The following is a 21465-nucleotide window of genomic DNA, read 5'->3' on the forward strand; positions in this document are numbered from 1 at the left end:
ATGCTGGTCCAGTCGTTGGAGGTGTTGCCGTAACCGACGATGCGCACGTAGCGCGCGGAGGTGTCGGCGAAGTCGTAGTTCTGCGGCTGGAGCGTGGTGCCACTGCTGCTCTTCCGCGACAGCACCGCCGACCACGACGACCCGTCGTCGGACACCTCGATATCGAACGTGTTCCTCCTGGTATCTCCCTGGTGCCAGGCGATCGACGCCGAACCGACGGTCTGCTCCGAGCCGAGGTCGTAACGGATCCACACCCCGTCCCCCTCGGCGGACCAACGGGTACCCAGATCGTCATCGAGCGTGTTCTCCGCCACGTTGCCGTCGTCCTCACTGGCCACGACCCCCGCGATGGGCAGTTCGGAACCGGGCTCGGCCGACGCGACGGGCTGGTACGCGCTGGAGACTCCCAGGGCTAATAAGCCCACGAGAAGCGCACGGTACATTCGTCTCACAGGACCTCACTGTGGTGGAAAGCACCAGCTCAGCCTCGGTGGATGACCTGGTGCTGACGGGTGGTGGTGGAACACCGCGAGGTTGTGCAGGGCGATGCGGAACCACGCTTGCAGATCCCTGCGGGGACCGGTCCCCACCACGGTCCCGCGGTGGCTCAGCCCCCGGCCGCCTGCATCTCCCACACCAGCGCCTCCGCCGCCCCCACCGCCGTCAGGTCCAGGCCCTCGCAACCCGCGATGCGCGCCGCGTCACCCGGCTCCGCCGCCGGGGACCCGCCGCCGATGCGGACCGCCCCGCGGACGACATGGACATAGACCCACGGAGCGTCCGGCAGCGCCGTGCGCTCCCCCGCGCGCAGGCGGCGTACGTGCAGCACGGCGGCCGCCGGTTCGACCGCGAGCGGGGTGCCGTCGGCGATGCCGCGGACCACCTCGTACGACGGCTCGCCGCCCGGGGCCGCCGGCATCAGCCACATCTGGAGGAACGTCAGCGGCGCCGGGCCCCCGTTGCGCTCCACATGCCGGATGCCCGTGCCCGCCGACAGCCGCGCGACGTCCCCGGGGCGGACGATCTCGGTGCGGCCGGCGGAGTCCTCGTGGGTCAGCTCCCCGTCGACGACCCACGTGACGATCTCCATGTCGCGGTGCGGGTGTTCGGCGAAGCCCGCGCCCGGCCGCAGCCGCTCCTCGTTGCACGCGACCAGCGAGCCGAACCGGAGGTTGTCCGGGTCGTAGAAGCCGCCGAAGGAGAACGCGTGCAGCGTCTCGATTCCCGCCCTCTCGTCCCCGCCGCGGTAGCGCCCCCGCCCCCGCCGTAGCTGCATCACCCCGCCACCGTACGCCGCCGGAAGCCGCCGCCGCCCCTGTGGAAAGACGCCGCTTTCGTCCCGGGCGCCCCGGATAGGGCAGGCTGGACCCGTGCCTGAACCGACCGAGACACCCGAGCCGCCCGATCGTGACGCCGCCCGGTTGCCGCATCCGCACACCGCGACCCTGCGCCGGCTGGAGAAGTCGTCCGGTGAACTCGCCGCCGCCGCCATCGCCCGGATGGATGAGCAGTTGCCCTGGTACCGGGCCATGCCCCCGGAGCACCGCTCGTGGATCGGGCTGGTGGCACAGGCCGGCATCGCGGCGTTCACGGAGTGGTTCCGGCACCCCGAGACGCCCCAGGCCATCTCCACCGACGTGTTCGGCACCGCGCCGCGCGAGCTGACCCGGGCGATCACGCTGCGGCAGACGGTCGAGATGGTGCGGACGACGATCGAGGTGATGGAGTCCGCGATCGAGGACGTCGCCGCGCCCGGCGACGAGTCCGCGCTGCGCGAGGCGCTGCTCGTCTACGCCCGTGAGATCGCCTTCGCCACCGCGCAGGTCTACGCCCAGGCCGCCGAGGCCCGCGGCGCCTGGGACGCCCGGCTGGAGTCCCTGGTGGTCAACGCGGTGCTCTCCGGCGAGGCCGACGAGGGTGCCGTCTCGCGAGCGGCGGCGCTCGGCTGGAGTTCGCCGGAGCACGTGTGCGTGGTGCTCGGCACCGCGCCGGACGGTGACAGCGAGCTGACGGTGGAGGCGATCCGCCGGGCCGCCCGGCACGCGAAGCTCCAGGTGCTGACCGGGGTGCTGGGCAGCCGGCTCGTGGTCATCGCGGGCGGCAGCGAGGAGCCGCTGAAGGCGGCGAAGGCGCTGATCGGCCCGTTCGCCCAGGGTCCCGTGGTGGCCGGCCCCGTGGTCGGCGACCTGCTGGCCGCGACGCGTTCGGCGCAGGCCGCGGCGGCCGGGCTGAAGGCGTGCTCGGCCTGGGAGGACGCGCCGCGGCCCGTGCTGGCGGACGATCTGCTGCCGGAGCGGGCGATCGCCGGGGATCCGTCCGCACGTGACCAACTGGTGGAGGAGATCTACAGTCCTCTCGCGGAGGCCGGCTCGGCTCTCCTGGAGACGCTGAGCGTCTATCTGGAGCAGGCGTCGAGTCTGGAGGGCGCCGCGCGGATGTTGTTCGTTCACCCCAACACCGTTCGCTACCGGCTGCGACGTGTGACCGATGTCACGGGCTGGTCACCGTCCGATGTCCGTTCGGCGTTTACTCTGCGTATCGCACTGATCCTCGGCCGACTGACTGAGACGGAACCCCAGCCCTAGCCATTTGTTTGGTCCCAACAAATCCCTCCGGTGTTCTTCGTCCCCGTCCCCACGGGCGGCGGACACCGCCGACAAGAGAAGGTTGAAGGGTGCTCGTACTCGTAGCTCCCGGCCAGGGCGCCCAGACGCCCGGCTTCCTCACCCCCTGGCTCGACCTGCCCGGCGTCACCGAGCGGCTGTCGGCCTGGTCGGACGTCGCCGGGCTCGATCTGGTCCGTGCCGGCACCGAAGCGGACGAGGACGAGATCCGCGACACCGCGGTGGCGCAGCCGCTGCTGGTCGCCGCCGGCCTCGTCAGCGCCTACGCACTCTTCGACGGGCCCGCACCGCTGCGCCGGGAGACCGGCATGGTCGCGGGACACAGCGTCGGCGAGCTGACCGCCGCCGCGCTCGCCGGGGTGATCACCGACGAGGAGGCCATCGCGCTGGTCCGGGCCAGGGGCCTGGCCATGGCGGAGGCCGCCGCCGTCACCGAGACCGGCATGTCCGCCGTGCTCGGCGGCGAGCAGGACACGGTCCTCGCGCATCTGGACCGCCTCGGCCTCACCCCCGCCAACGTCAACGGCGCCGGCCAGATCGTCGCCGCCGGCACCGCCGCGCAGCTCGCGGAGCTGGCCGCCGACAAGCCCGAGGGGGCGCGCCGCGTCATCCCGCTGAAGGTCGCCGGCGCCTTCCACACCGAGCACATGAAGCCCGCCGTGGCCGCGCTGGAGGCGAGGACCGGGCGGCTCACCCCCGCGGACCCGCAGATCCCGTACGTGTCCAACGGCGACGGCGCCGTCGTGACGTCGGGCACCGGGATCATCGGGCGGCTGGTCGCCCAGGTCGCCAGCCCCGTGCGCTGGGACGCCTGCATGGAGACCTTCGCGGCGCACGGCGCGACCGTGCTGGTGGAGACCGCCCCGGGCGGCACGCTCACCGGCCTCGCCAAGCGCGCCCTGAAGGGCGTGCGGACGGTGCCGCTGAAGACTCCCGAGGACATCGGGAAAGCCCGCGCCGCCGTCGCCGAGACGGCCGCAGAGACGGCCGGCGCCACGGCCGCGGAGGAGAGCGCATGACCGCCAGGATCCGGCCCACCAAGGGGTCCCCCTACGCCCGCATCATGGGCGTCGGCGGCTACCGCCCGACCCGCGTCGTGACCAACGAGGAGATCCTGCAGTACATCGACTCCTCCGACGAGTGGATCCGCAGCCGCTCCGGCATCGCCGCCCGGCACTGGGCGGGGCCGGAGGAGACCGTCGCGCAGATGTCCGTCGAGGCCGCCGGCAAGGCGCTCGCGGCGGCGGGTGTGACGGCGGAGCAGATCGACGCCGTGATCATCTCGACCGTCTCGCACTTCATGCAGACCCCGTCCATCGCCACCGAGATCGCGCACCGGCTGGGCACCGGCAAGCCGGCCGCGTTCGACATCTCCGCCGCCTGCGCCGGCTTCGTGTACGGGCTGACGCTGGCCAAGGGCCTGATCACCGACGGCAGCGCGGGGCACGTGCTCGTCGTCGGCGTCGAGCGGCTCTCGGACCTCACCGACAAGTCCGACCGGACCACCGCCTTCCTCTTCGGTGACGGCGCCGGCGCGGTCGTCGTCGGGCCCGCCGGCGAGCCGGGCATCGGCCCCTCGGTGTGGGGCTCGGAGGGCGACAAGCACGAGACCATCAAGCAGACCGTGCCGTGGGACCGCTTCCGCATCGGCGACCTGGGGCAACTGCCCCTGGACGAGAACGGCGACGTGAAGTTCCCGGCGCTCACCCAGGAGGGCCAGACGGTCTTCCGCTGGGCGGTCTACGAGATGGCCAAGGTCGCCCAGGAGGCCCTGGACGCGGCCGGAATCACCCCGGACGACCTGGACGTCTTCATCCCGCACCAGGCCAACATGCGGATCATCGACTCGATGGTGAAGACCCTCAAGCTGCCGGAGCATGTCGCGGTCGCCCGCGACATCGAGACCACCGGCAACACCTCGGCCGCCTCCATCCCGCTGGCCATGGAGCGGATGCTGGCGACCGGGCAGGCGAAGAGCGGGGACACCGCCCTCGTCATCGGATTCGGGGCCGGGCTGGTCTACGCCGCGACGGTCGTGACCCTCCCCTGACCCGCGGTCGGGCCGGCCCGACCGCCTCGCAGCTCACCCCCGTGAGAACTCTCAAGGAACGGAAAGAAGGAGTCCCCAAGATGGCCGCCACTCAGGAAGAGATCGTCGACGGTCTCGCGGAGATCGTGAACGAGATCGCCGGCATCCCGGTCGAGGACGTCCAGCTCGACAAGTCGTTCACCGACGACCTGGACGTCGACTCGCTGTCCATGGTCGAGGTCGTCGTCGCCGCCGAGGAGCGCTTCGACGTCAAGATCCCGGACGACGACGTCAAGGCCCTGCGGACCGTCGGCGACGCCACGGACTACATCGTCAAGCACCAGAGCTGACCGAGCGTCCCGCCCGCTGTCGCCACCTCCTCCCCCGCGCCTCCCGGGCGCGGGCGGCGGCCCGGGGTGGCGCCGTAGCAACACCTCAACCTTCGGAGTGAGCATCGACGTGAACGCGACCGATCGCACCGTGGTCGTCACCGGAATCGGCGCCACCACACCGCTGGGTGGCGACAGCGCATCCACCTGGGACGGCCTGGTGGCCGGCCGTTCCGGCATCGCGGAACTGGACCACGAGTGGGCCGCCGACCTGCCCGTGCACTTCGCCGGCGAGGTCGCGGTGGAACCCACCGAGATCATCCCCCGGCCGCAGGCCCGCAAGCTGGACCGGGCGGCGCAGTTCGCACTCGTCGCCACCCGGGAGGCGTGGGCCGACGCCGGGTTCACCGGCAGGGCCGGCGAGGACGCCGCCGTCGACCCCGACCGGCTGGGCGCGGTCGTCGCCTCCGGCATCGGCGGCGTGACGACGCTGCTGGAGCAGTACGACAACCTCCGGGACAAGGGCGCCCGGCGCGTCTCGCCGCACACGGTGCCGATGCTCATGCCCAACAGCCCGGCGGCCAACGTCGGCCTGCAGATCAACGCCCGGGCCGGCGTGCACACGCCGGTCAGCGCGTGCGCCTCCGGCGGCGAGGCGATCGGGTACGCGGTGGAGATGATCCGCACCGGCCGCGCCGACGTCGTCGTGGCCGGCGGCACGGAGGCGGCGATCCACCCGCTGCCCATCGCGGCGTTCGCCAACATGATGGCGATGTCGAAGAACAACGACGACCCGCAGGGCGCCTCCCGCCCGTACGACAAGGCCCGCGACGGCTTCGTGCTCGGCGAGGGCGCGGGCGTGCTGGTGCTGGAGTCCGCGGAGCACGCGCGGCGGCGCGGGGCGCAGGTCTACTGCGAGGCGGTGGGCCAGGGGCTGTCGGCGGACGCGCACCACATCGCGCAGCCGGAGCCGAGCGGGCGCGGCATCGCGGCGGCGCTGGAGAACCTGTTCGCGCACAACGACGTGACACCCGCCGAGGTCGTCCACGTGAACGCGCACGCGACGTCGACCCCGCAGGGCGACGTGGCGGAGATCAAGGCCATGGAGAAGGTCTTCGGCGACGACCTGGAGCAGGTCCTCATCTCCGGGACGAAGTCGATGACCGGCCATCTGCTGGGCGGCGCCGGCGGCATAGAGTCGGTGGCGTCGGTGCTGACCGTCAAGCACCGCACGGCACCGCCGACGATCAACATCGACGACCTGGACGACGAGGTTGCCCCCGAGCTGATCGCCGTGGAGGCGACGCCGCTGCCGCAGAGCGGCAGGATCGTGGCGCTGAACAACTCGTTCGGCTTCGGCGGCCACAACGTGGTCCTGGCCTTCCGCACCCTCTGACTCCGCCGGGGATCAGGAAGACACGCCGGGCGCGGGCCCGCCGGTGAGCGGATGCTCCCGGCGGGCCCGCGCCCGGCACCGTCCGGCCGGCTCCGCCCGTACGCGCCGAGTCGGCCGTGTGGCCGGGCCGCGGCGCAACAGGCCGCCGAGCGGTACCGCGGATCCGCCCAGGCGCTGCGCGCCGTCCGGCAGCGCCCGCCCGGCGAGGGCAGCGTCAGACGACCTGGTGCAGCCAGCGGACCGGAGCGCCCTCGCCCGCGTGCCGGAAGGGCTCCAGCTCGTCGTCCCACGGCTTGCCCAGCAGCTTGGAGATCTCCGCCTCCAACGGCGTCCCGCCGCGCTGCGCGCGCGCCAGCGCCGCGCGCAGCCGGTCCTCGGGGATGAGGATGTCGCCGTGCACGCCGGTGACCGCGTGGAAGATGCCGAGATCGGGGGTGGAGCTGTAGCGCTCGCCCTCCGCGGTGGCGTACGGCTCGGCGGTGACCTCGAAGCGCAGCAGGTGCCAGCCGCGCAGCGCGGAGGCGAGCCGGGAGGCGGTGTCGGGCTCGCCCTGCCAGGAGAACTCCGCGCGCCACGTACCGGGAGAGGCCGGCTGGGGGATCCAGTCGAGGCTGATCCGGCCGCCGAGGACACCGGCGACCGCCCACTCGATGTGCGGGCAGAGTGCCCGCGGGGCAGAGTGGACGAACAGAACTCCACGTGTCGTCACCGGGGGCCTCCATCCGCGGGCTCGAAGTTGCCTAGAGTAAACACCACGGGTCGCCTTTCCGGGTAAACAGGACACTCCGTCACCGGGGGCGATCCCGCCGCGATACGGCCCGTTGGGCATCAGCCAAGCTACCGTGCCACCGCACCCCCCGGGTGCCGTACCGTCGGTCCTGGGCATGCTGACCTACGTTCGGAGGAGGACCTCGGGGGCGGGAGGGAGCGCAGGGATGCGCAAAGGGGCGGCACTCGTCTTCACGGGGGCGGTCGCGATGTCACTGGTCCTCGCCGGCTGCACCGGCGAGGGCGCGACGCAGGGGAGGGACAGGGGATCTGCCGCGCCGTCAGGCGGTGCACGGGACGCGGGGGCACCGTCGGAGCGGCCCCGCGCGGCGCCCCGGCCGCCGAGGTCGGTGGCCGCGCTCGGCGACTCCATCACGCGCGGCTTCCACGCCTGCAAGCCGCTGTCCGACTGCCCGGAGAAGTCCTGGTCGACGGGCGACTCACGGGAGGTGGACAGCCTCGCGCAGCGGCTGCTGGACAAGCCGTCGGGGCACACCTGGAATTTCGCCCGTTCGGGCGCGCACGTGGCGGATCTGCCGGTCCAGACGGGCGAGGCCATCGCCCGCCGCCCGGATCTCGTGACCATCCTCATCGGCGCCAACGACGCCTGCACGGACAGCGCGGCGGGCATGACGCCGGTGGCGGACTTCCGCACGGCGGTGGCGGACTCGCTGGACCGGCTGGCGTCCGACTTGCCGCGGACGCAGGTGTACGTCTCCAGCGTGCCGAGCCTGATGCGGCTGTGGGAGGTGGGCCGGGACAACGTGGTGACCCGGCAGATCTGGTCGCTGGGCATCTGCCGGTCGATGCTGGAGGACCCCACCGACCTCGGTGCGACGGCGAGCGACCGGCGCGAGGCGGTGCACGACAGGGTGCGGGAGTTCAACGCGGTGCTCCAGGGCGAGTGCGGAGAGCACCCGTTGTGCGTCTACGACGACGGGGCGGCCTTCGAGTACGCCTTCACGGGTGAGCACCTCAGCCGCTGGGACTCCTTCCACCCGGACGAGGACGGGCAGCACGTCCTGGCGGAGATCGCGTACGAGAAGCTCCGCGAGGCCCGCGTGGTGCGGTAGGCGCCCGGCGGCGGGGCGGGCGGGCGTCGGGGTCGGCGCGGGAGCGTGGGAGGCCCTGCGGGACGCATAGGGTTTTGTCATGGCCGAGACTTCCCTGCCCCCGCCCCTGCCCCTGCCCGACGCCGCGCCGGCGTCCTCCGTCACCGCCGAGCCCTTCGGGAAGCTCCCCGACGGCACACCCGTCGAGCGGTGGACGCTGGTCGCGGGCGGCACCCGGGTGCGGGTGCTGTCGTACGGCGGGATCGTGCAGTCCGTGGAGGTGCCGGACAGGGCCGGGCGGTACGCGAACGTGGCGCTGGGCCCGGCGACCGTGGAGGGGTACGTCGAGCACTCCGACCCGTACTTCGGCGCCCTCATCGGGCGGTACGCCAACCGCATCGCGGGCGCCTCGTTCGTCCTCGGCGACCGCACCTACGCGCTGCCCGCCAACGACGGCCCCAACTGCCTGCACGGCGGTTCCCGCGGCTTCGACAAGCGGGTGTGGGCCGTCACCGAGGCCCCGGCCGCGCCGGGGGCCGCCGCGCTGCTGCTCTCCCGCACGAGCCCGGACGGTGAGGAGGGCTTCCCCGGCACGCTTGAGGTGCGCGCGACGTACACGGTGACCGCCGAGGGGGCGCTGCGCTTCGACTACGAGGCGACGACCGACGCCCCGACCGTGGTGAGCCTGACGAACCACACCTACGTCAACCTCGACGGCGAGGGCAGCGGCAGCATCGAGGACCACCGGCTGCGCATCGACGCAAGCCGGTTCACGGTCAACTCCCCCACGTCGACGCCGACCGGCGAGATCGCGGACGTGGCGGGCACGCCGTTCGACTTCCGCACCGCGCGTCCCGTGGGCGCGCACCTGCGCTCCGGGCACCCCCAGTTGCTGATAGGCCGCGGATACGACCAGAACTTCGTGCTCGACAAGGGCGTGACCGCCCGTCCCGAGCCCGTGGCCGAGGTCCGTTCGCCGGCCTCGGGCCGGGGGCTGCGGGTGCTGACGACCGAGCCCGGCCTGCAGCTCTACACCGCGAACTTCGTCTTCCCGACGTTCACAGGGCCGTCCGGGCGCACGTACCGTCCGGGCGACGGCCTCGCGCTGGAGACCCAGCACTTCGCCGACTCCCCCCACCACCCGCACTTCCCCTCGACCGAGCTGCGGCCCGGCGAAAATTACCGTTCGGCCACTATCTACGAGTTCACCGTGCACTGACCGTTGACAGCCGCCCGCGCGCCTCCTTACTGTCACGCCAGCATTTCGAACGCGTGACGAAATACCGAACGCGGTGAAGGAGTCATCAGCCGTGCGCATCACCGGAATCAGCACGCACGTCGTCGGCACTCCCTGGCGGAATCTGACCTACGTCCAGGTGCACACCGACGAGGGCCTGACCGGGGTCGGCGAGACCCGCATGCTGGGACGCACCGACGCCCTGGTCGGGTATCTCCGCGAGGCCGAGGCGAACCACATCGCGGGCTCCGACCCGTTCGCGATCGAGGATCTGGTCCGCCGGATGAAGTACGGCGACTTCGGCCGGGCGGGCGAGATCGTCATGTCGGGGATCGCGTGCGTGGAGACGGCCTGCTGGGACATCAAGGGCAAGGCGCTCGGCGTGCCGGTGTGGCAGCTTCTGGGCGGCGCGGTCACCGACCGGGTCAAGGCGTACGCCAACGGCTGGTACACCACCGAGCGCACGCCCGAGGCGTACCACGAGGCCGCCCGCCGGGTGGTCGAGCGCGGCTACCGGGCGCTGAAGATCGACCCGTTCGGCGCGGGCCGCTTCGAACTGGACCACGCCGAGTCCCGCTACGCGGTCTCCCTCATCGAGGCCGTACGCGACGCGGTCGGCGACGACACCGAGCTGATGCTGGAGATGCACGGACGCTTCTCCCCGGCGACGGCGGTGCGGCTGGCCCGGGAGCTGGCGCCGTTCCGGCCCGCGTGGCTGGAGGAGCCGGTGCCGCCGGAGAACCTCAAGGCGCTGGCGAAGGTGGCCGGGCGGGTGGACCTGCCGGTGGCGACCGGGGAGCGGATCCACGACCGGATCGAGTTCCGCGAGCTGTTCGAGAGCCAGGCCGCGGACATCGTGCAGCCGGACGTGGGGCACATCGGCGGCATCCTGGAGACGCGCAAGCTCGCCGCCACCGCCGAGACCCACTACGTGCTGCTCGCGCCGCACAACGTCGGGGGGCCGGTGCTGACCGCGGCCTCCCTGCAGGTCGGGTTCTGCACCCCGAACTTCAAGGTCCTGGAGCACTTCAACGACTTCGCCGACGCGGAGATCAAGAAAGTCGTCAAGGGCGCCCCCGAGGTGGTCGACGGCTACTTCACCCGCTCCGAGGCGCCGGGCCTGGGCGTGGAGCTGGACACCGACGCGGCGGCGGAGTTCCCCCAGCAGCGGGCGCACTTCGACCTGTGGGCGGAGGGCTGGGAGAAGAGGAACCCCGATGGCTGAGTCACACCGCGCGGTCGTGCTGCGCGAACCGGGGCGGGCGCACATCGAGAGCGTGCCGTCACCGCCGCCCGGCCCGGGCGAGGTCCGGGTGCGGGTGTACGCGGCCGGAGTGTGCGGCAGCGACCGTGAGCTGTACGACGGCACCCGGCCCGAAGGGTACGTCACCTACCCGCTGACGCCCGGTCACGAGTGGTCGGGAACCGTCGAGGCCGTCGGGCCCGGCGTCGACGGGGCGCTGGCCGGGCGGCGGGTGGTCGCCGAGGGGTTCCGCTGCTGCCAGGTGTGCGCGCGCTGCCGGGCCGGCGAGACGAATCTGTGCGCCGGGCCGTACGACGAGACGGGGTTCACCCGCGCCGGGGCGTTCGCGGAGACCGTCACCGTGCCGGCGCGGCTGCTGCACGTCCTGGACGACGACGCCGACCTGCGCGCCGCCGCGCTGCTGGAGCCGGCGGCCGTGACCGCGGCGGCGGTGCTGCGCGCAGGGCCGCTGCCGGGCGAGCGGGTGGCCGTCGTCGGGGGCGGGACGCTGGGGCTGCTGGCGGTGCAGTTGCTCGCCGGGTACGCGCCGGCGGAGCTGCTGGTGGTGGAGCCGCGGGCGGAACGGGCCGAGGTGGCGCGGGCGTTCGGCGCACGGGCGGTGGCTCCCGACGCCGCCGCGGACCTGGCGGGGGCGTACGACATGGTGGTGGAGACGGCGGGTGCGGCGCGCTCGGCCGTGGCCGCGGTGGAGCTGGTACGCCGCGGCGGACGGGCCGTCGTCGCCGGCATCCCGCCGGGCGGTGCGGCGGGCGTCGACCCGGTGGACCTGTCGATGCGCCAGATCGCCGTGTACGGCGTCTTCGGCGCCTCGTCGGCGGCGTGGTCGTTCGCGGTGCGCGCGCTCGGGGCCGGGCTGCTGGACCCGGCGGCGCTGATCACGCACGAACTTCCCCTGGACGCGTACGAGAAGGCCGTCGGCCTGGTCGGCGGCGGGGATCCCGCGGTCGGCAAGGTGCTGCTGCGGCCGTAGTCACGAGGGCGGCCGTCCCGGGCCGCTGCTCCACCGGATCGAACCGAACCTGGTTCGACCTACCGAACGAAGGAGTCCCGTTGCCTCACGCACCCGGTGAACCGGCCCTCGGCCGCCTCGGCTTCGGCGCCCCGCCGTCCGACCCGGCCGACACCTCGCCCCACGCCTTCCCCGACGGCGGCCGGTGGCGCACCGAAATCCCGTCCGTGGAAGGCCCGGAGGCGCTGGCCGCCGTGCTGAAGGAGAGCACCCGCCTCGGCGTCCCGGTCCACCGGATCAGCCAGGGCAGCGGTGTGTGGATGCTCACCGACACCGAGATCGCCGACATGGTCGCGGCCTGCGCGGCACACGACATCGAGCTGTGCCTGTTCACCGGCCCGCGCGGCACCTGGGACACCGGCGGGGCCACCCGCAGCCCCTCCGGCGGCGCCGGCCTGCGGGCCCGCGGGCACGACCAGCTCGCCGGCTGCGTGGAGGACGCCCTGCGCGCGGCCCGACTGGGCGTGAGGTGTTTGCTCGTCGCGGACGAGGGCGTGCTGTGGCTGCTGCACGGGCTGCGCGAGTCCGGCGAGTTGCCCGCGGACACCACGTTCAAGGTCTCCGCGCTCGTCGGTCCGGTGAACCCCGCCGCGTACGCGGTGTGGGAACGGCTCGGCGCCGACTCGCTCAACATCCCCTCGGACCTGTCGCTCCAGCAGCTCACCGAGATCCGCCGGACCAGCGCGGCGCCGATGGACCTGTACGTGGAGGCGCCCGACGACCTCGGCGGCATCGTGCGGATGTACGATGCCGCCGAGCTGATCCGCCGCGGTTCGCCGCTGTACCTGAAGTTCGGCCTCTCCAAAGCCCCCGGGATCTACCCGTACGGCGCCCACATGCGCGAGACGGTGATCGCCACCGCGCGCGAACGGGTGCGCCGCGGACGCCTGGTCCTGGACCTGCTCGACCGGCTCGGCGCGGGCGGGGCGATGTCGCCGCCCGGGTCCCGGCTTCCCGGCGACCTGCTCCGGTTCCCCGCCCCCGTCTCCGTATCCGCACCCGAAGGGATCTGACCACCATGCGAATCTCCCGAGCCGCGCACCTGCGCACCGCCGCCGCCGCGTCCGTGTTCGTCCTCGCCCTGGCCGCCTGCGGCCAGGACAGCGAGGGCGGCAGCGAGGAGAAGAAGGACTCCTCGGAGGGCGGCACGATCGGCATCGCCATGCCCACCAAGTCCTCGGAGCGCTGGATAGCCGACGGCGAGAACATGGTCAAGCAGTTCGAGAAGGCGGGGTACGAGACCGACCTGCAGTACGGCGAGGACAAGGTCGAGAACCAGGTCTCGCAGATCGACAACATGATCACCAAGGGTGTCGACGCGCTCGTCGTGGCGGCCATCGACAACACCTCGCTGACGGAGGTGCTGGCCGACGCCAAGGAGGCGGACATCCCCGTCATCGCGTACGACCGGCTGATCCTGGAGACGGAGAACGTCGACTACTACGCCTCGTTCGACAACGAGCGGGTCGGCCGCCTCCAGGGCCAGTACATCGCGGACGCGCTGAAGCTGGAGGAGAACAAGGACGAGAAGTTCAACATCGAGCTGTTCGCGGGCTCCCCCGACGACAACAACACGCGCTACTTCTTCAACGGCGCCATGTCCGTGCTCCAGCCGTACCTGGACTCCGGGCAACTGACCGTGCGCTCCGGCCAGACGAAGCTGAACCAGGTCACCACCCTGCGCTGGGACGGCGCCGCCGCGCAGAAGCGCATGGACGACCTGCTCAGCGGCAACTACGGCAACGAGGACGTGCACGCCGTGCTGTCGCCGTACGACGGCATCTCCATCGGCGTGCTCTCCGCGCTCAAGGGCGCCGGCTACGGCAGCGGCGGCAAGGAACTGCCGGTGGTCACCGGGCAGGACGCGGAACTCGCCTCGGTGAAGTCCATCATCGCCGGCCAGCAGACCCAGACCGTCTACAAGGACACCCGCAAGCTGGCCGCCCAGGCCGTGCAGATGACCGACGCGGTGCTCACCGGCGGCAAGCCCGAGGTCAACGACACCGAGACCTACGACAACGGCACCAAGGTCGTCCCCGCGTACCTGCTGGACCCGGTCAGCATCGACAAGACCAACACCGACCTGCTCGTCGAGGAGGGCTACTACCAGGCCGGAGACCTGAAGTGACCGCTCCCGTCCTGGAGATGCGCTCCATCACCAAGACCTTCCCCGGGGTCACGGCACTCTCCGACGTCAGTCTCACCGTCGCCCCCGGCGAGATCCACGCCGTGTGCGGCGAGAACGGCGCCGGCAAGTCCACCCTGATGAAGGTCCTGAGCGGAGTGCACCCGCACGGCAGCTATCGGGGGGACATCCTCTTCGAGGGCGAACCGTGCGCCTTCAAGGACATCAGGGCCAGCGAGGACCGCGGCATCGTCATCATCCACCAGGAGCTGGCCCTGGTGCCGTACCTGTCCATCGCCGAGAACATCTTCCTCGGCAACGAGCAGGCCCGGCGCGGCATCATCTCCTGGAACGAGACGCTGCGGCACGCCGCGGCGCTGCTGAAGCGGGTCGGGCTGGGCGGCGAGAAGCCGCAGACCCGGATCGCCGACATCGGCGTGGGCAAGCAGCAGCTCGTGGAGATCGCCAAGGCGCTCTCCAAGGAGGTGAAGCTGCTCATCCTCGACGAGCCGACCGCCGCGCTCAACGACGAGGACAGCCGCAAGCTGCTCGACCTCATCCGGGAGTTCAAGCGGCAGGGCATCGCCTGCATCCTCATCTCGCACAAGCTCAACGAGGTCCGGCAGGTCGCCGACTCGGTGACCATCCTGCGCGACGGACGGACGATCGAGACGCTCGCCGTGCGCTCCGGCGAAGGCGCTGCCGGGAGCGGAAAGAACGGGGACGGGGGCGGCCTGTCGGAGGACCGCATCATCCGCGGGATGGTCGGCCGGGATCTCGACCACCGTTTCCCGGAACGCTCGCACTACCGCGGCGAGGACGCGGGCACGGTCGCGCTGTCGATCGAGAACTGGACCGTGCGCCATCCCATCGACCACGAGCGCAAGGTGGTCGACGACGTCTCGATCGAGGTCGGGCGCGGCGAGATCGTCGGCATCGCGGGGCTGATGGGAGCGGGCCGCACGGAGCTGGCGATGAGCGTCTTCGGGCGTTCCTACGGCCGCTACGAGTCCGGCACGGTCCGGGTCGACGGCCGCGAGGTCGACACCGGCAGCGTGCCGGACGCGGTGCGGCACGGCATCGCGTACGTCACCGAGGACCGCAAGACGTTCGGCCTCAACCTCATCGAGAACGTCATGCGCAACATCACGCTCTCCTCGCTGCCGAAGCTGGTCCGCCGCGGCGCGGTCGACGAGCACGAGGAGCGGCGGGTCGCCGAGGACTACCGCACCTCGATGAACATCAAGACCCCGACGGTCTTCGAGCCGGTCAACCGGCTGAGCGGCGGCAACCAGCAGAAGGTCGTGCTCAGCAAGTGGATCAACGCCGACCCCGAGGTGCTGCTCCTCGACGAGCCCACCCGCGGCATCGACGTGGGGGCGAAGTACGAGATCTACACCGTCATCGACCAACTGGCCGCCCGCGGCAAGGCGGTGGTCTTCATCTCCTCGGAGCTGCCCGAGCTGCTGGGGATGTGCGACCGGATCTACACCATGACCGCGGGCCGGCTGACCGGTGAGGTGCCGCGCGCCGAAGCCACCCAGGAAGTTCTCATGCGCCACATGACCACGCACGTAAGGGACGAAGGATGAGCAGCCCGGTGAACACCCAGAAGCGCGGCACCTCCCCCGCCGCGCCTCCCGCGGGCGGACCCGGCGGTGCGCTCGCCGCCGCGCTGCTGAACGCGATGCGCACCAACATGCGCCAGTACGGCATGCTCGTCGCGCTCGGGCTGATCGTCGTGCTGTTCCAGATATGGAGCGACGGCACCCTGCTGCTGCCCCGCAACGTCTCCAACATCGTCCAGCAGAACAGCTACATCCTGATCCTGGCCATGGGCATGATGATCGTGATCATCGCCGGGCACATCGACCTCTCGGTGGGCTCGCTGGTGGCGTTCGTCAGCGCCATGTCGGCCGTGATGATGGTCAACCACGACTTCCCGTGGCCGCTCGCCCTGACGGTCTCGCTGCTCATCGGCGCCGTCGCCGGGGCCTGGCAGGGGTTCTGGATCGCGTACGTCGGCATACCGTCGTTCATCGTGACCCTGGCGGGCATGCTGATCTTCCGCGGGCTCACCCAGATCGTCCTCGAAGGCAAGTCGCTCTCGCCGTTCCCCAAGGGCTTCCAGAACATGGCCCAGGGCTTCCTGCCCGAGGTCGGGCCCGATACCAACTACCACAACCTCACGCTGCTCCTCGGTATCGCGGTCGGCCTGTTCCTGCTGTGGCGGGAGTGGCGGGACCGGCGCCGCCAGCTCTCCTTCGACCTCGACGTGCTGCCGCACCCGCTGTGGCTGGCCAAGTGCGCGTTCATCGTCGCGGCGGTCGCCGTCGCGACCCTCATGCTGGCCAGCTACCGGGGCGTCCCGGTGGTGCTGCTCATCATGGCCGGGCTGCTGATCTCGCTCGGCTACGTGATGCGCAACGTGGTGGTCGGCCGGCACGTCTACGCCCTCGGCGGCAACAAGGCCGCGGCCAAGCTGTCGGGCGTGAAGGACAAGCGGGTCACCTTCCTCGTCTTCGTCAACATGGGCGTGCTCGCCGCGCTCGCGGGCTGCGTCTACGCGGCCCGCCTGAACGCGGGCGTCCCCAAGGCCGGCGAGATGTTCGAACTCGAGGCGATCGCGGCGGCGTTCATCGGCGGCGCGTCGATGAGCGGCGGCATAGGCACGGTGTTCGGAGCGGTCATCGGCGGCCTGGTGCTGGGGGTGCTCAACAACGGCATGTCGCTGGTGGGCCTCGGCACGGACTACCAGCAGGTCATCAAGGGGCTGGTGCTGCTGGCGGCGGTGGGCTTCGACATCTGGAACAAGCGCCGGGCGGGGGCATAGCCCCGTGGCCGGTGTTCCCCGAACCGATTTACCCTGACGAGGAGCTGTATCACGATGACCACGAACCGACGCGCGGCCTCGACGGCCGCGGCCCCGAGCAGACGGACCGCGCTCGCCGCCACGGCCGGCGGACTGGCCGCCGCGGGCCTGGCGGCCCCGAGGACCGCGAGCGCCGCGACCCGTACCCGCGGGCCCGTGCGCGAGCCGTTCGGCCGGCTGGCCGACGGCACCCGTGTGGACCGCTGGACACTCGCCAACGGCGGCACCCGGCTGAAGGTGCTGTCCTACGGCGGCATTGTGCAGTCCCTGGAGCTGCCGGACCGGCGCGGCCGGTACGCCAACGTGTCGCTGGGCTTCGACAACCTCGACGACTACGTGGCCCTGAGCCCGTACTTCGGCGCCCTCATCGGCCGCTACGGCAACCGCATAGCCGCCGGCCGCTTCACCCTCGACGGCCGGACGCATCAACTGCCGCTCAACGACGGCGACCACAGCCTGCACGGCGGCGACAAGGGCTTCGACAAGCGGGTGTGGGACGTCGAGCCGTTCACCTCCGCGGAGGGCCCGGGCCTGACCCTGCGGTACGTCAGCGTGGACGGCGAGATGGGCTACCCCGGGACACTGACCACCCGGGTCGACTACACCCTCACCGATGACGGCGACTGGCGGATCGACTACCACGCCACCGCCTCCGCGCCGACCGTCGTGAACCTCACCAGCCACGTCTACTTCAACCTCGCCGGCGAGGGCAGCGGTGACGTCTACGACCACGAGCTGCGCATCGCCGCCTCCCGCTACACCCCCGTCGACGCCGGCCTGATCCCCACCGGCGAGCTGGCCCCGGTCGCCCGCACCCCCTTCGACTTCCGCCGCTCCAAGACCATCGGCGCCGACCTGCGCGACGACCACGAGCAACTGCTGTACGGCAAGGGCATCGACCACAACCTGGTCCTGGACAAGGGGATCACGCGCGCCCCCGAGCGCGTCGCCACGGTCCGGGAGCCCTCCTCGGGCCGCACGATGAGCATCGCCACCACCGAGCCCGGACTGCAGTTCTACAGCGGCAACTTCCTCGACGGCTCCTTCGCGGGCACCTCGGGCCGGGTCTACCGCCAGGGCGACGGCTTCTGCCTGGAGACCCAGCACTTCCCCGACTCCCCGAACCAGCCGTCGTTCCCCAGCACGGTCCTGCGCCCCGGCGACACCTACCACTCCACCACGGTTCACTCCTTCGCCGCGGACTGACACCGCCCCCGCCCCGCCCCGCGGTCGCCTTGCGTCCCGCGGGGCGGGGCTCGTCGGCGCTCCACGGCGGATGCCGTGCCCAACGCGCCGTCCACCGCGTGGCCTTGACGGTGGGGGAGGGGATCACTACCTTCCGAGACATTCACAAGCTTGGACGCTGTTCGCAATTCCGAACGGGCTCCCCGGGCCGTCATGCCAGGGGGAGCGCACCTCCGAGGAGCGATGGGGAGTCGGGTTCATGTCGGTGAGTCGACGGGTGTTCCTGGGTGCGGCCACGGCGGGCGTGGCGCTGGGAACCGACGCGAGCGGGACCGCGAGGGCGCTGGGTGCGCAGGTGGCGCCCGGCGCTCCCGCCGGGAAACGGGACGAGGACTACGACGGATCAGCCCTGTGGCTGCGCTACGTGCCCGTCGGGGACCCGGAGCTGCTCAGTGAGTACCGGCGCCAGGTCACCGCGGTCGTCGTGGAGAACGCCGAGCTGAACAAGTCGTACCGCCACACGCCGGACCTGAGCATGGCTCCGGGATCGACCGAGCGGCTGATGACGTCCACCCTGGAGGCGGCCAGGGAGGAGCTGGTCCGGGGGCTCAGCGGGCTGCTGGACCGCCCGGTACGGACGGCCCGCGGGCAGGGCAAGGAACTGCCGGACGGCGCCGTCGTCGTAGGGACCAGGGAGAGCTCGCCGGCCGTGAGCCGGCTCGTTCCGGCCGGCGACCTGGAAGGCGTGGGCCGCGACGGCTTCGTCATCAGGTCGGTGGCACAGAAAGGGCGGACGTTCACCGTCATCGCGGGCACCACCGAGGTGGGCGCGCTGTACGGCGCCTTCGCGTTCCTGCGGCGCATCCAGACGCACAAGCCCCTCACGGCACTCGCCCTCACCGAGACCCCCAGGGTCGCGAACCGCCATCTGAACTACTGGGACACCGAGCGTCTCTACGCCGGCAACGACGAGCCGGGCACGGGCGGGCTGAACGGCGAGAACGGTGCGATCTTCAACTTCGCCGCCACCGGCGCCAGCGCCGGGCTGAACCTTCCGGTCGTCCTCGACCGCTATCTCGTGGCGGCACGGGCGATGGCCTCCGTCGGGATCACCGGCATCACCATCAACAACGTCAATGCCAACAACTCCTACCTCACGGACGCGTACATCGCGCAGGAGGCCGCGCTGGCCGACGCGCTGCGGCCGTACGGGATCCGGCTCGCCCTCTCCATCAGATACGCGGCGCCCCTCGACAGCCGGTTCGCGCCGGACACGCTCACCGAGGAGCAGATGGCGCCCACCGACCCCGCCTTCCGGGACTGGTGGACCCGTAAGGCCCGGCGGATACAGGAGTCCATACCGGACTTCGCCGGCTTCACCGTGAAGGCCAACTCCGAGGGACAGCCCGGCCCCCAGGACTTCGGCTACGACCACGGCGACGGCGCCAACGGCATGGCAGCCGCGGTGGCGTCCCTCGGTCTGAAGATCTACTGGCGGACCTTCGTCTACAACCCCGACGTGGACAGCGACCGGCTCAAGCGCGCCTACCTGGAGTTCGGCCACATCGACGACGAGCCCCAGCCCGACGGAACCAACGGCCGCTTCCTGGACAACGTGTTCCTCCAGACCAAGAACGGGCCCCTCGACTTCCAGGCCAGGGAGCCCGTCCACCCGATGTTCGGCCGGATGGAGAACACCAACCAGGCCATCGAGCTCCAGATCACCCAGGAGTACACCGGCCAGAACCGGATGCTCTGCTTCCTCGCTCCCATGTGGGAGGAGATCTTCAAGACCGACACCCACGCCACGGACGAGCAGGGCGAACTGCTCGACAAGCGCCTGGTCGGCCATGTCGTGGAGGGATCGGCCCAGAACCATGCGGACACCGCCATCGTCGGCGTCGCCAACCTGGGCAACGCGGACAACCTGACCGGCCATCACTTCTCCCAGGCCAACCTGTACGCCTTCGGCCGCCAGGCGTGGGACTGGACACTGGACTCCGCGGACATCGCCGACGACTGGGTGAGGATGACCTGGAGCAACCGCCGGAACGTCGTCGACGCGGTCGTCTCCATGATGATGGGCTCCTGGGAAGCGCTGGTCAGTTACCAGACGCCGCTCGGCATCGCCCACCAGTTCACCGCCGACGTGCACTACGGCCCCGGCCCTTCGGAATCGCACCTCCCGCGCGACGACTGGAACCCCGTCTACTACAACAAGGCCGACAGCGTCGGGCTGGGCTACGACCGCTCCCCCACCGGAAGCGACCTCACCGCCCAGTACTTCCCCGCCCTGGGGGCGGAGTACGGGGACATCGGCACCGTGCCGGAGAACCTGATGATGTGGTTCCACCACGTGCCCTGGGACCACCCCATGCGCAGCGGCAGGATCTTCTGGGACGAACTTGTCCACCACTACTACGCGGGGGTCCGGTACGTCGGCGACATGCGACGGACCTGGGACTCCCTGGAATCCGAGATCGACGCCCGCCGCTTCGCCGAGGTCAGGGCGAAGCTGGCGCTCCACGAGACGGACGCCGCCGACTGGCGGGACACCTGCGTGGGCTACTGGCAGAAGTTCAGCGGCAGGCCGATCCGCGAGAAGGGCTGACGAGCGCGGGCGGGCGGCCGTCCCGGCCGGCAAGGGGGGCCGGCCGACTCCACGGCGGCGAAGCCGAGCCGCGCGGCCTCCAGGTCGCCGCCGGTCCGGAACGTTCCCGCCGTCAGCCGTGCCTCACCCCGCGAACGGCGCCTGCGGCAGCCCGCGGCCCGCGTCCGGAAGGACCAGCAGCGACCCCGCCAGCGGGTGATCGTCCTCCAGCGACGAGGAGGTGAGGTACAGGTCGGTCAGCTCCGGGCCGCCGAACGCGCAGGAGGTGGGGCGGCGTACGGGCACGTCCACCGTGCGGTCCAGGGTGCCGTCCGGGGCGTACCGGCGGACGGCGGCACCGTCCCACAGCGCGACCCACACGTACCCCTCGGCGTCCACGCACAGCCCGTCCGGCGAGCCCGGGGTGTCCTCGATCGTGACGAACGGGCGCCGCCCGGTGACCTCGGCGCCGTCGGTGTCGAAGACGTCGATCCGGCCGGTGGGGGTGTCGGCGTAGTACATCAGCCCGCCGTCCGGGCTCCAGCCGGTGCCGTTGCTGACGGTGACGTCGTCCAGGACGACGGTCTGCGCGCCGTCGCCGGTGACGCGGGCCAGGGTGCCGCCGCCGGGGGCGGAGTCGTAGCGCATGGTGCCGGCCCACAGGGCACCGTCCGGGGCGACCATCGCCTCGTTGCCGCGTCGGCCGGCGACCGGCTCGTGGAGGAGCCAGCGGAACGCGCCGTCCGCGTCGTAGAGCCCGACGCCGTCACGCAGGTTGACCACGTAACCGGCGCCGCCGGCGCGCGGCTTGGCGGATCCCACGTGCTGCTCGGTGGCCTGCACGGTGCGCCGGCCGGTGCCCGGGTCGTACGTGTGGATGCGGGCGCCCAGGATGTCCACCCAGATCAGCCGGCCGGCCGCGGGATCCCACGTGGGCCCCTCGCCCAGCTCGGCGCGCGTGCGTACGGCCACGTCCAGCATCGTC

Annotated in this window: 19 protein-coding genes; 15 read left to right on the plus strand and 4 right to left on the minus strand. The window is 71.7% G+C overall.

All coding sequences use genetic code 11. The features are described from left to right. Together I003_RS0125190 and I003_RS0125195 are read right to left on the minus strand one after the other, a co-directional pair. The coding region (locus I003_RS0125190; protein ID WP_486584376.1) for a discoidin domain-containing protein at positions 1 to 425 on the minus strand (425 nt) is incomplete at its 3' end. Positions 426 to 607: 182 nt separating this feature from the next. Next, entirely contained in the window at positions 608 to 1279 is a 672-nt protein-coding gene (locus I003_RS0125195) for a pirin family protein (RefSeq protein WP_027774051.1), read from the minus strand. Between the two features lie 91 nt (positions 1280 to 1370). On the opposite strand from I003_RS0125195, the gene I003_RS0125200 reads away from it, so the two are divergent. The 5 genes from I003_RS0125200 to fabF all read left to right on the plus strand — a co-directional run bounded on the left by I003_RS0125200 (position 1371) and on the right by fabF (position 6378). After that, complete coding sequence (locus I003_RS0125200) at positions 1371 to 2585, plus strand: helix-turn-helix domain-containing protein (protein ID WP_158689018.1); 1215 nt, start codon at positions 1371 to 1373, stop codon at positions 2583 to 2585. A gap of 89 nt (positions 2586 to 2674) precedes the next feature. Beyond that, positions 2675 to 3643 carry an ACP S-malonyltransferase gene (locus I003_RS0125205; protein ID WP_027774053.1) on the plus strand — a complete coding sequence of 323 codons (969 nt, stop codon included), beginning with the start codon at positions 2675 to 2677 and terminating at the stop codon, positions 3641 to 3643. Then, on the plus strand, positions 3640 to 4674 hold the full coding sequence (locus tag I003_RS0125210) for a ketoacyl-ACP synthase III (RefSeq protein WP_027774054.1): 1035 nt from the start codon (positions 3640 to 3642) through the stop codon (positions 4672 to 4674). Before I003_RS0125205 ends, I003_RS0125210 begins: the two co-directional genes overlap by 4 nt. Before the next feature lie 80 nt (positions 4675 to 4754). Further along, positions 4755 to 5003, plus strand: a complete 249-nt coding sequence (locus I003_RS0125215) for an acyl carrier protein (protein ID WP_027774055.1) — start codon at positions 4755 to 4757, stop codon at positions 5001 to 5003. A 109-nt stretch (positions 5004 to 5112) separates the two neighbouring features. Then, positions 5113 to 6378, plus strand: coding sequence for a beta-ketoacyl-ACP synthase II (gene fabF, locus I003_RS0125220; RefSeq protein ID WP_027774056.1), 1266 nt, complete (start codon positions 5113 to 5115; stop codon positions 6376 to 6378). A 214-nt stretch (positions 6379 to 6592) separates the two neighbouring features. On the opposite strand, the gene I003_RS0125225 is transcribed toward fabF, so the two are convergent. Continuing rightward, entirely contained in the window at positions 6593 to 7087 is a 495-nt protein-coding gene (locus I003_RS0125225; protein ID WP_027774057.1) for a DUF3145 domain-containing protein, read from the minus strand. Positions 7088 to 7313: 226 nt separating this feature from the next. Between I003_RS0125225 and I003_RS0125230 the strand changes: the two genes are divergently transcribed. The 10 genes from I003_RS0125230 (at position 7314) to I003_RS0125275 (ending at position 20501) form a co-directional block, all read left to right on the plus strand. Continuing rightward, the gene (locus I003_RS0125230) at positions 7314 to 8219 is read left to right on the plus strand and encodes a GDSL-type esterase/lipase family protein (RefSeq protein ID WP_027774058.1); all 906 of its coding nucleotides are present in this window, start codon (positions 7314 to 7316) and stop codon (positions 8217 to 8219) included. A 79-nt stretch (positions 8220 to 8298) separates the two neighbouring features. Further along, positions 8299 to 9417, plus strand: a complete 1119-nt coding sequence (locus tag I003_RS0125235) for an aldose epimerase family protein (protein WP_027774059.1) — start codon at positions 8299 to 8301, stop codon at positions 9415 to 9417. A gap of 91 nt (positions 9418 to 9508) precedes the next feature. After that, the gene (locus I003_RS0125240; RefSeq protein WP_027774060.1) at positions 9509 to 10660 is read left to right on the plus strand and encodes a mandelate racemase/muconate lactonizing enzyme family protein; all 1152 of its coding nucleotides are present in this window, start codon (positions 9509 to 9511) and stop codon (positions 10658 to 10660) included. Then, positions 10653 to 11669 carry an alcohol dehydrogenase catalytic domain-containing protein gene (locus tag I003_RS0125245; protein ID WP_027774061.1) on the plus strand — a complete coding sequence of 339 codons (1017 nt, stop codon included), beginning with the start codon at positions 10653 to 10655 and terminating at the stop codon, positions 11667 to 11669. Before I003_RS0125240 ends, I003_RS0125245 begins: the two co-directional genes overlap by 8 nt. 80 nt (positions 11670 to 11749) lie before the next feature. Then, positions 11750 to 12721 carry a hypothetical protein gene (locus I003_RS0125250; protein ID WP_027774062.1) on the plus strand — a complete coding sequence of 324 codons (972 nt, stop codon included), beginning with the start codon at positions 11750 to 11752 and terminating at the stop codon, positions 12719 to 12721. Positions 12722 to 12726: 5 nt separating this feature from the next. Beyond that, positions 12727 to 13836 carry a multiple monosaccharide ABC transporter substrate-binding protein gene (chvE, locus tag I003_RS0125255; RefSeq protein WP_027774063.1) on the plus strand — a complete coding sequence of 370 codons (1110 nt, stop codon included), beginning with the start codon at positions 12727 to 12729 and terminating at the stop codon, positions 13834 to 13836. After that, positions 13833 to 15425 (plus strand): multiple monosaccharide ABC transporter ATP-binding protein, encoded by a 1593-nt coding sequence (gene mmsA / locus I003_RS0125260; RefSeq protein WP_027774064.1) that lies wholly within the window; start codon positions 13833 to 13835, stop codon positions 15423 to 15425. Before chvE ends, mmsA begins: the two co-directional genes overlap by 4 nt. Continuing rightward, positions 15422 to 16666, plus strand: a complete 1245-nt coding sequence (gene mmsB, locus I003_RS0125265; RefSeq protein WP_027774065.1) for a multiple monosaccharide ABC transporter permease — start codon at positions 15422 to 15424, stop codon at positions 16664 to 16666. Before mmsA ends, mmsB begins: the two co-directional genes overlap by 4 nt. Positions 16667 to 16720: 54 nt before the next feature. Then, positions 16721 to 17911, plus strand: a complete 1191-nt coding sequence (locus tag I003_RS33170) for an aldose epimerase family protein (RefSeq protein ID WP_051368465.1) — start codon at positions 16721 to 16723, stop codon at positions 17909 to 17911. Positions 17912 to 18149: 238 nt separating this feature from the next. Continuing rightward, entirely contained in the window at positions 18150 to 20501 is a 2352-nt protein-coding gene (locus I003_RS0125275) for an alpha-glucuronidase family glycosyl hydrolase (RefSeq protein ID WP_486584377.1), read from the plus strand. 123 nt (positions 20502 to 20624) lie between these two features. On the opposite strand, the gene I003_RS0125280 is transcribed toward I003_RS0125275, so the two are convergent. Next, a complete protein-coding gene (locus tag I003_RS0125280) occupies positions 20625 to 21461 on the minus strand; it encodes an SMP-30/gluconolactonase/LRE family protein (protein ID WP_027774067.1) in 837 nt (278 codons plus the stop codon). Between the last annotated feature and the right edge of the window lie 4 nt (positions 21462 to 21465).

This window comes from Streptomyces sp. CNQ329, assembly GCF_000482585.1.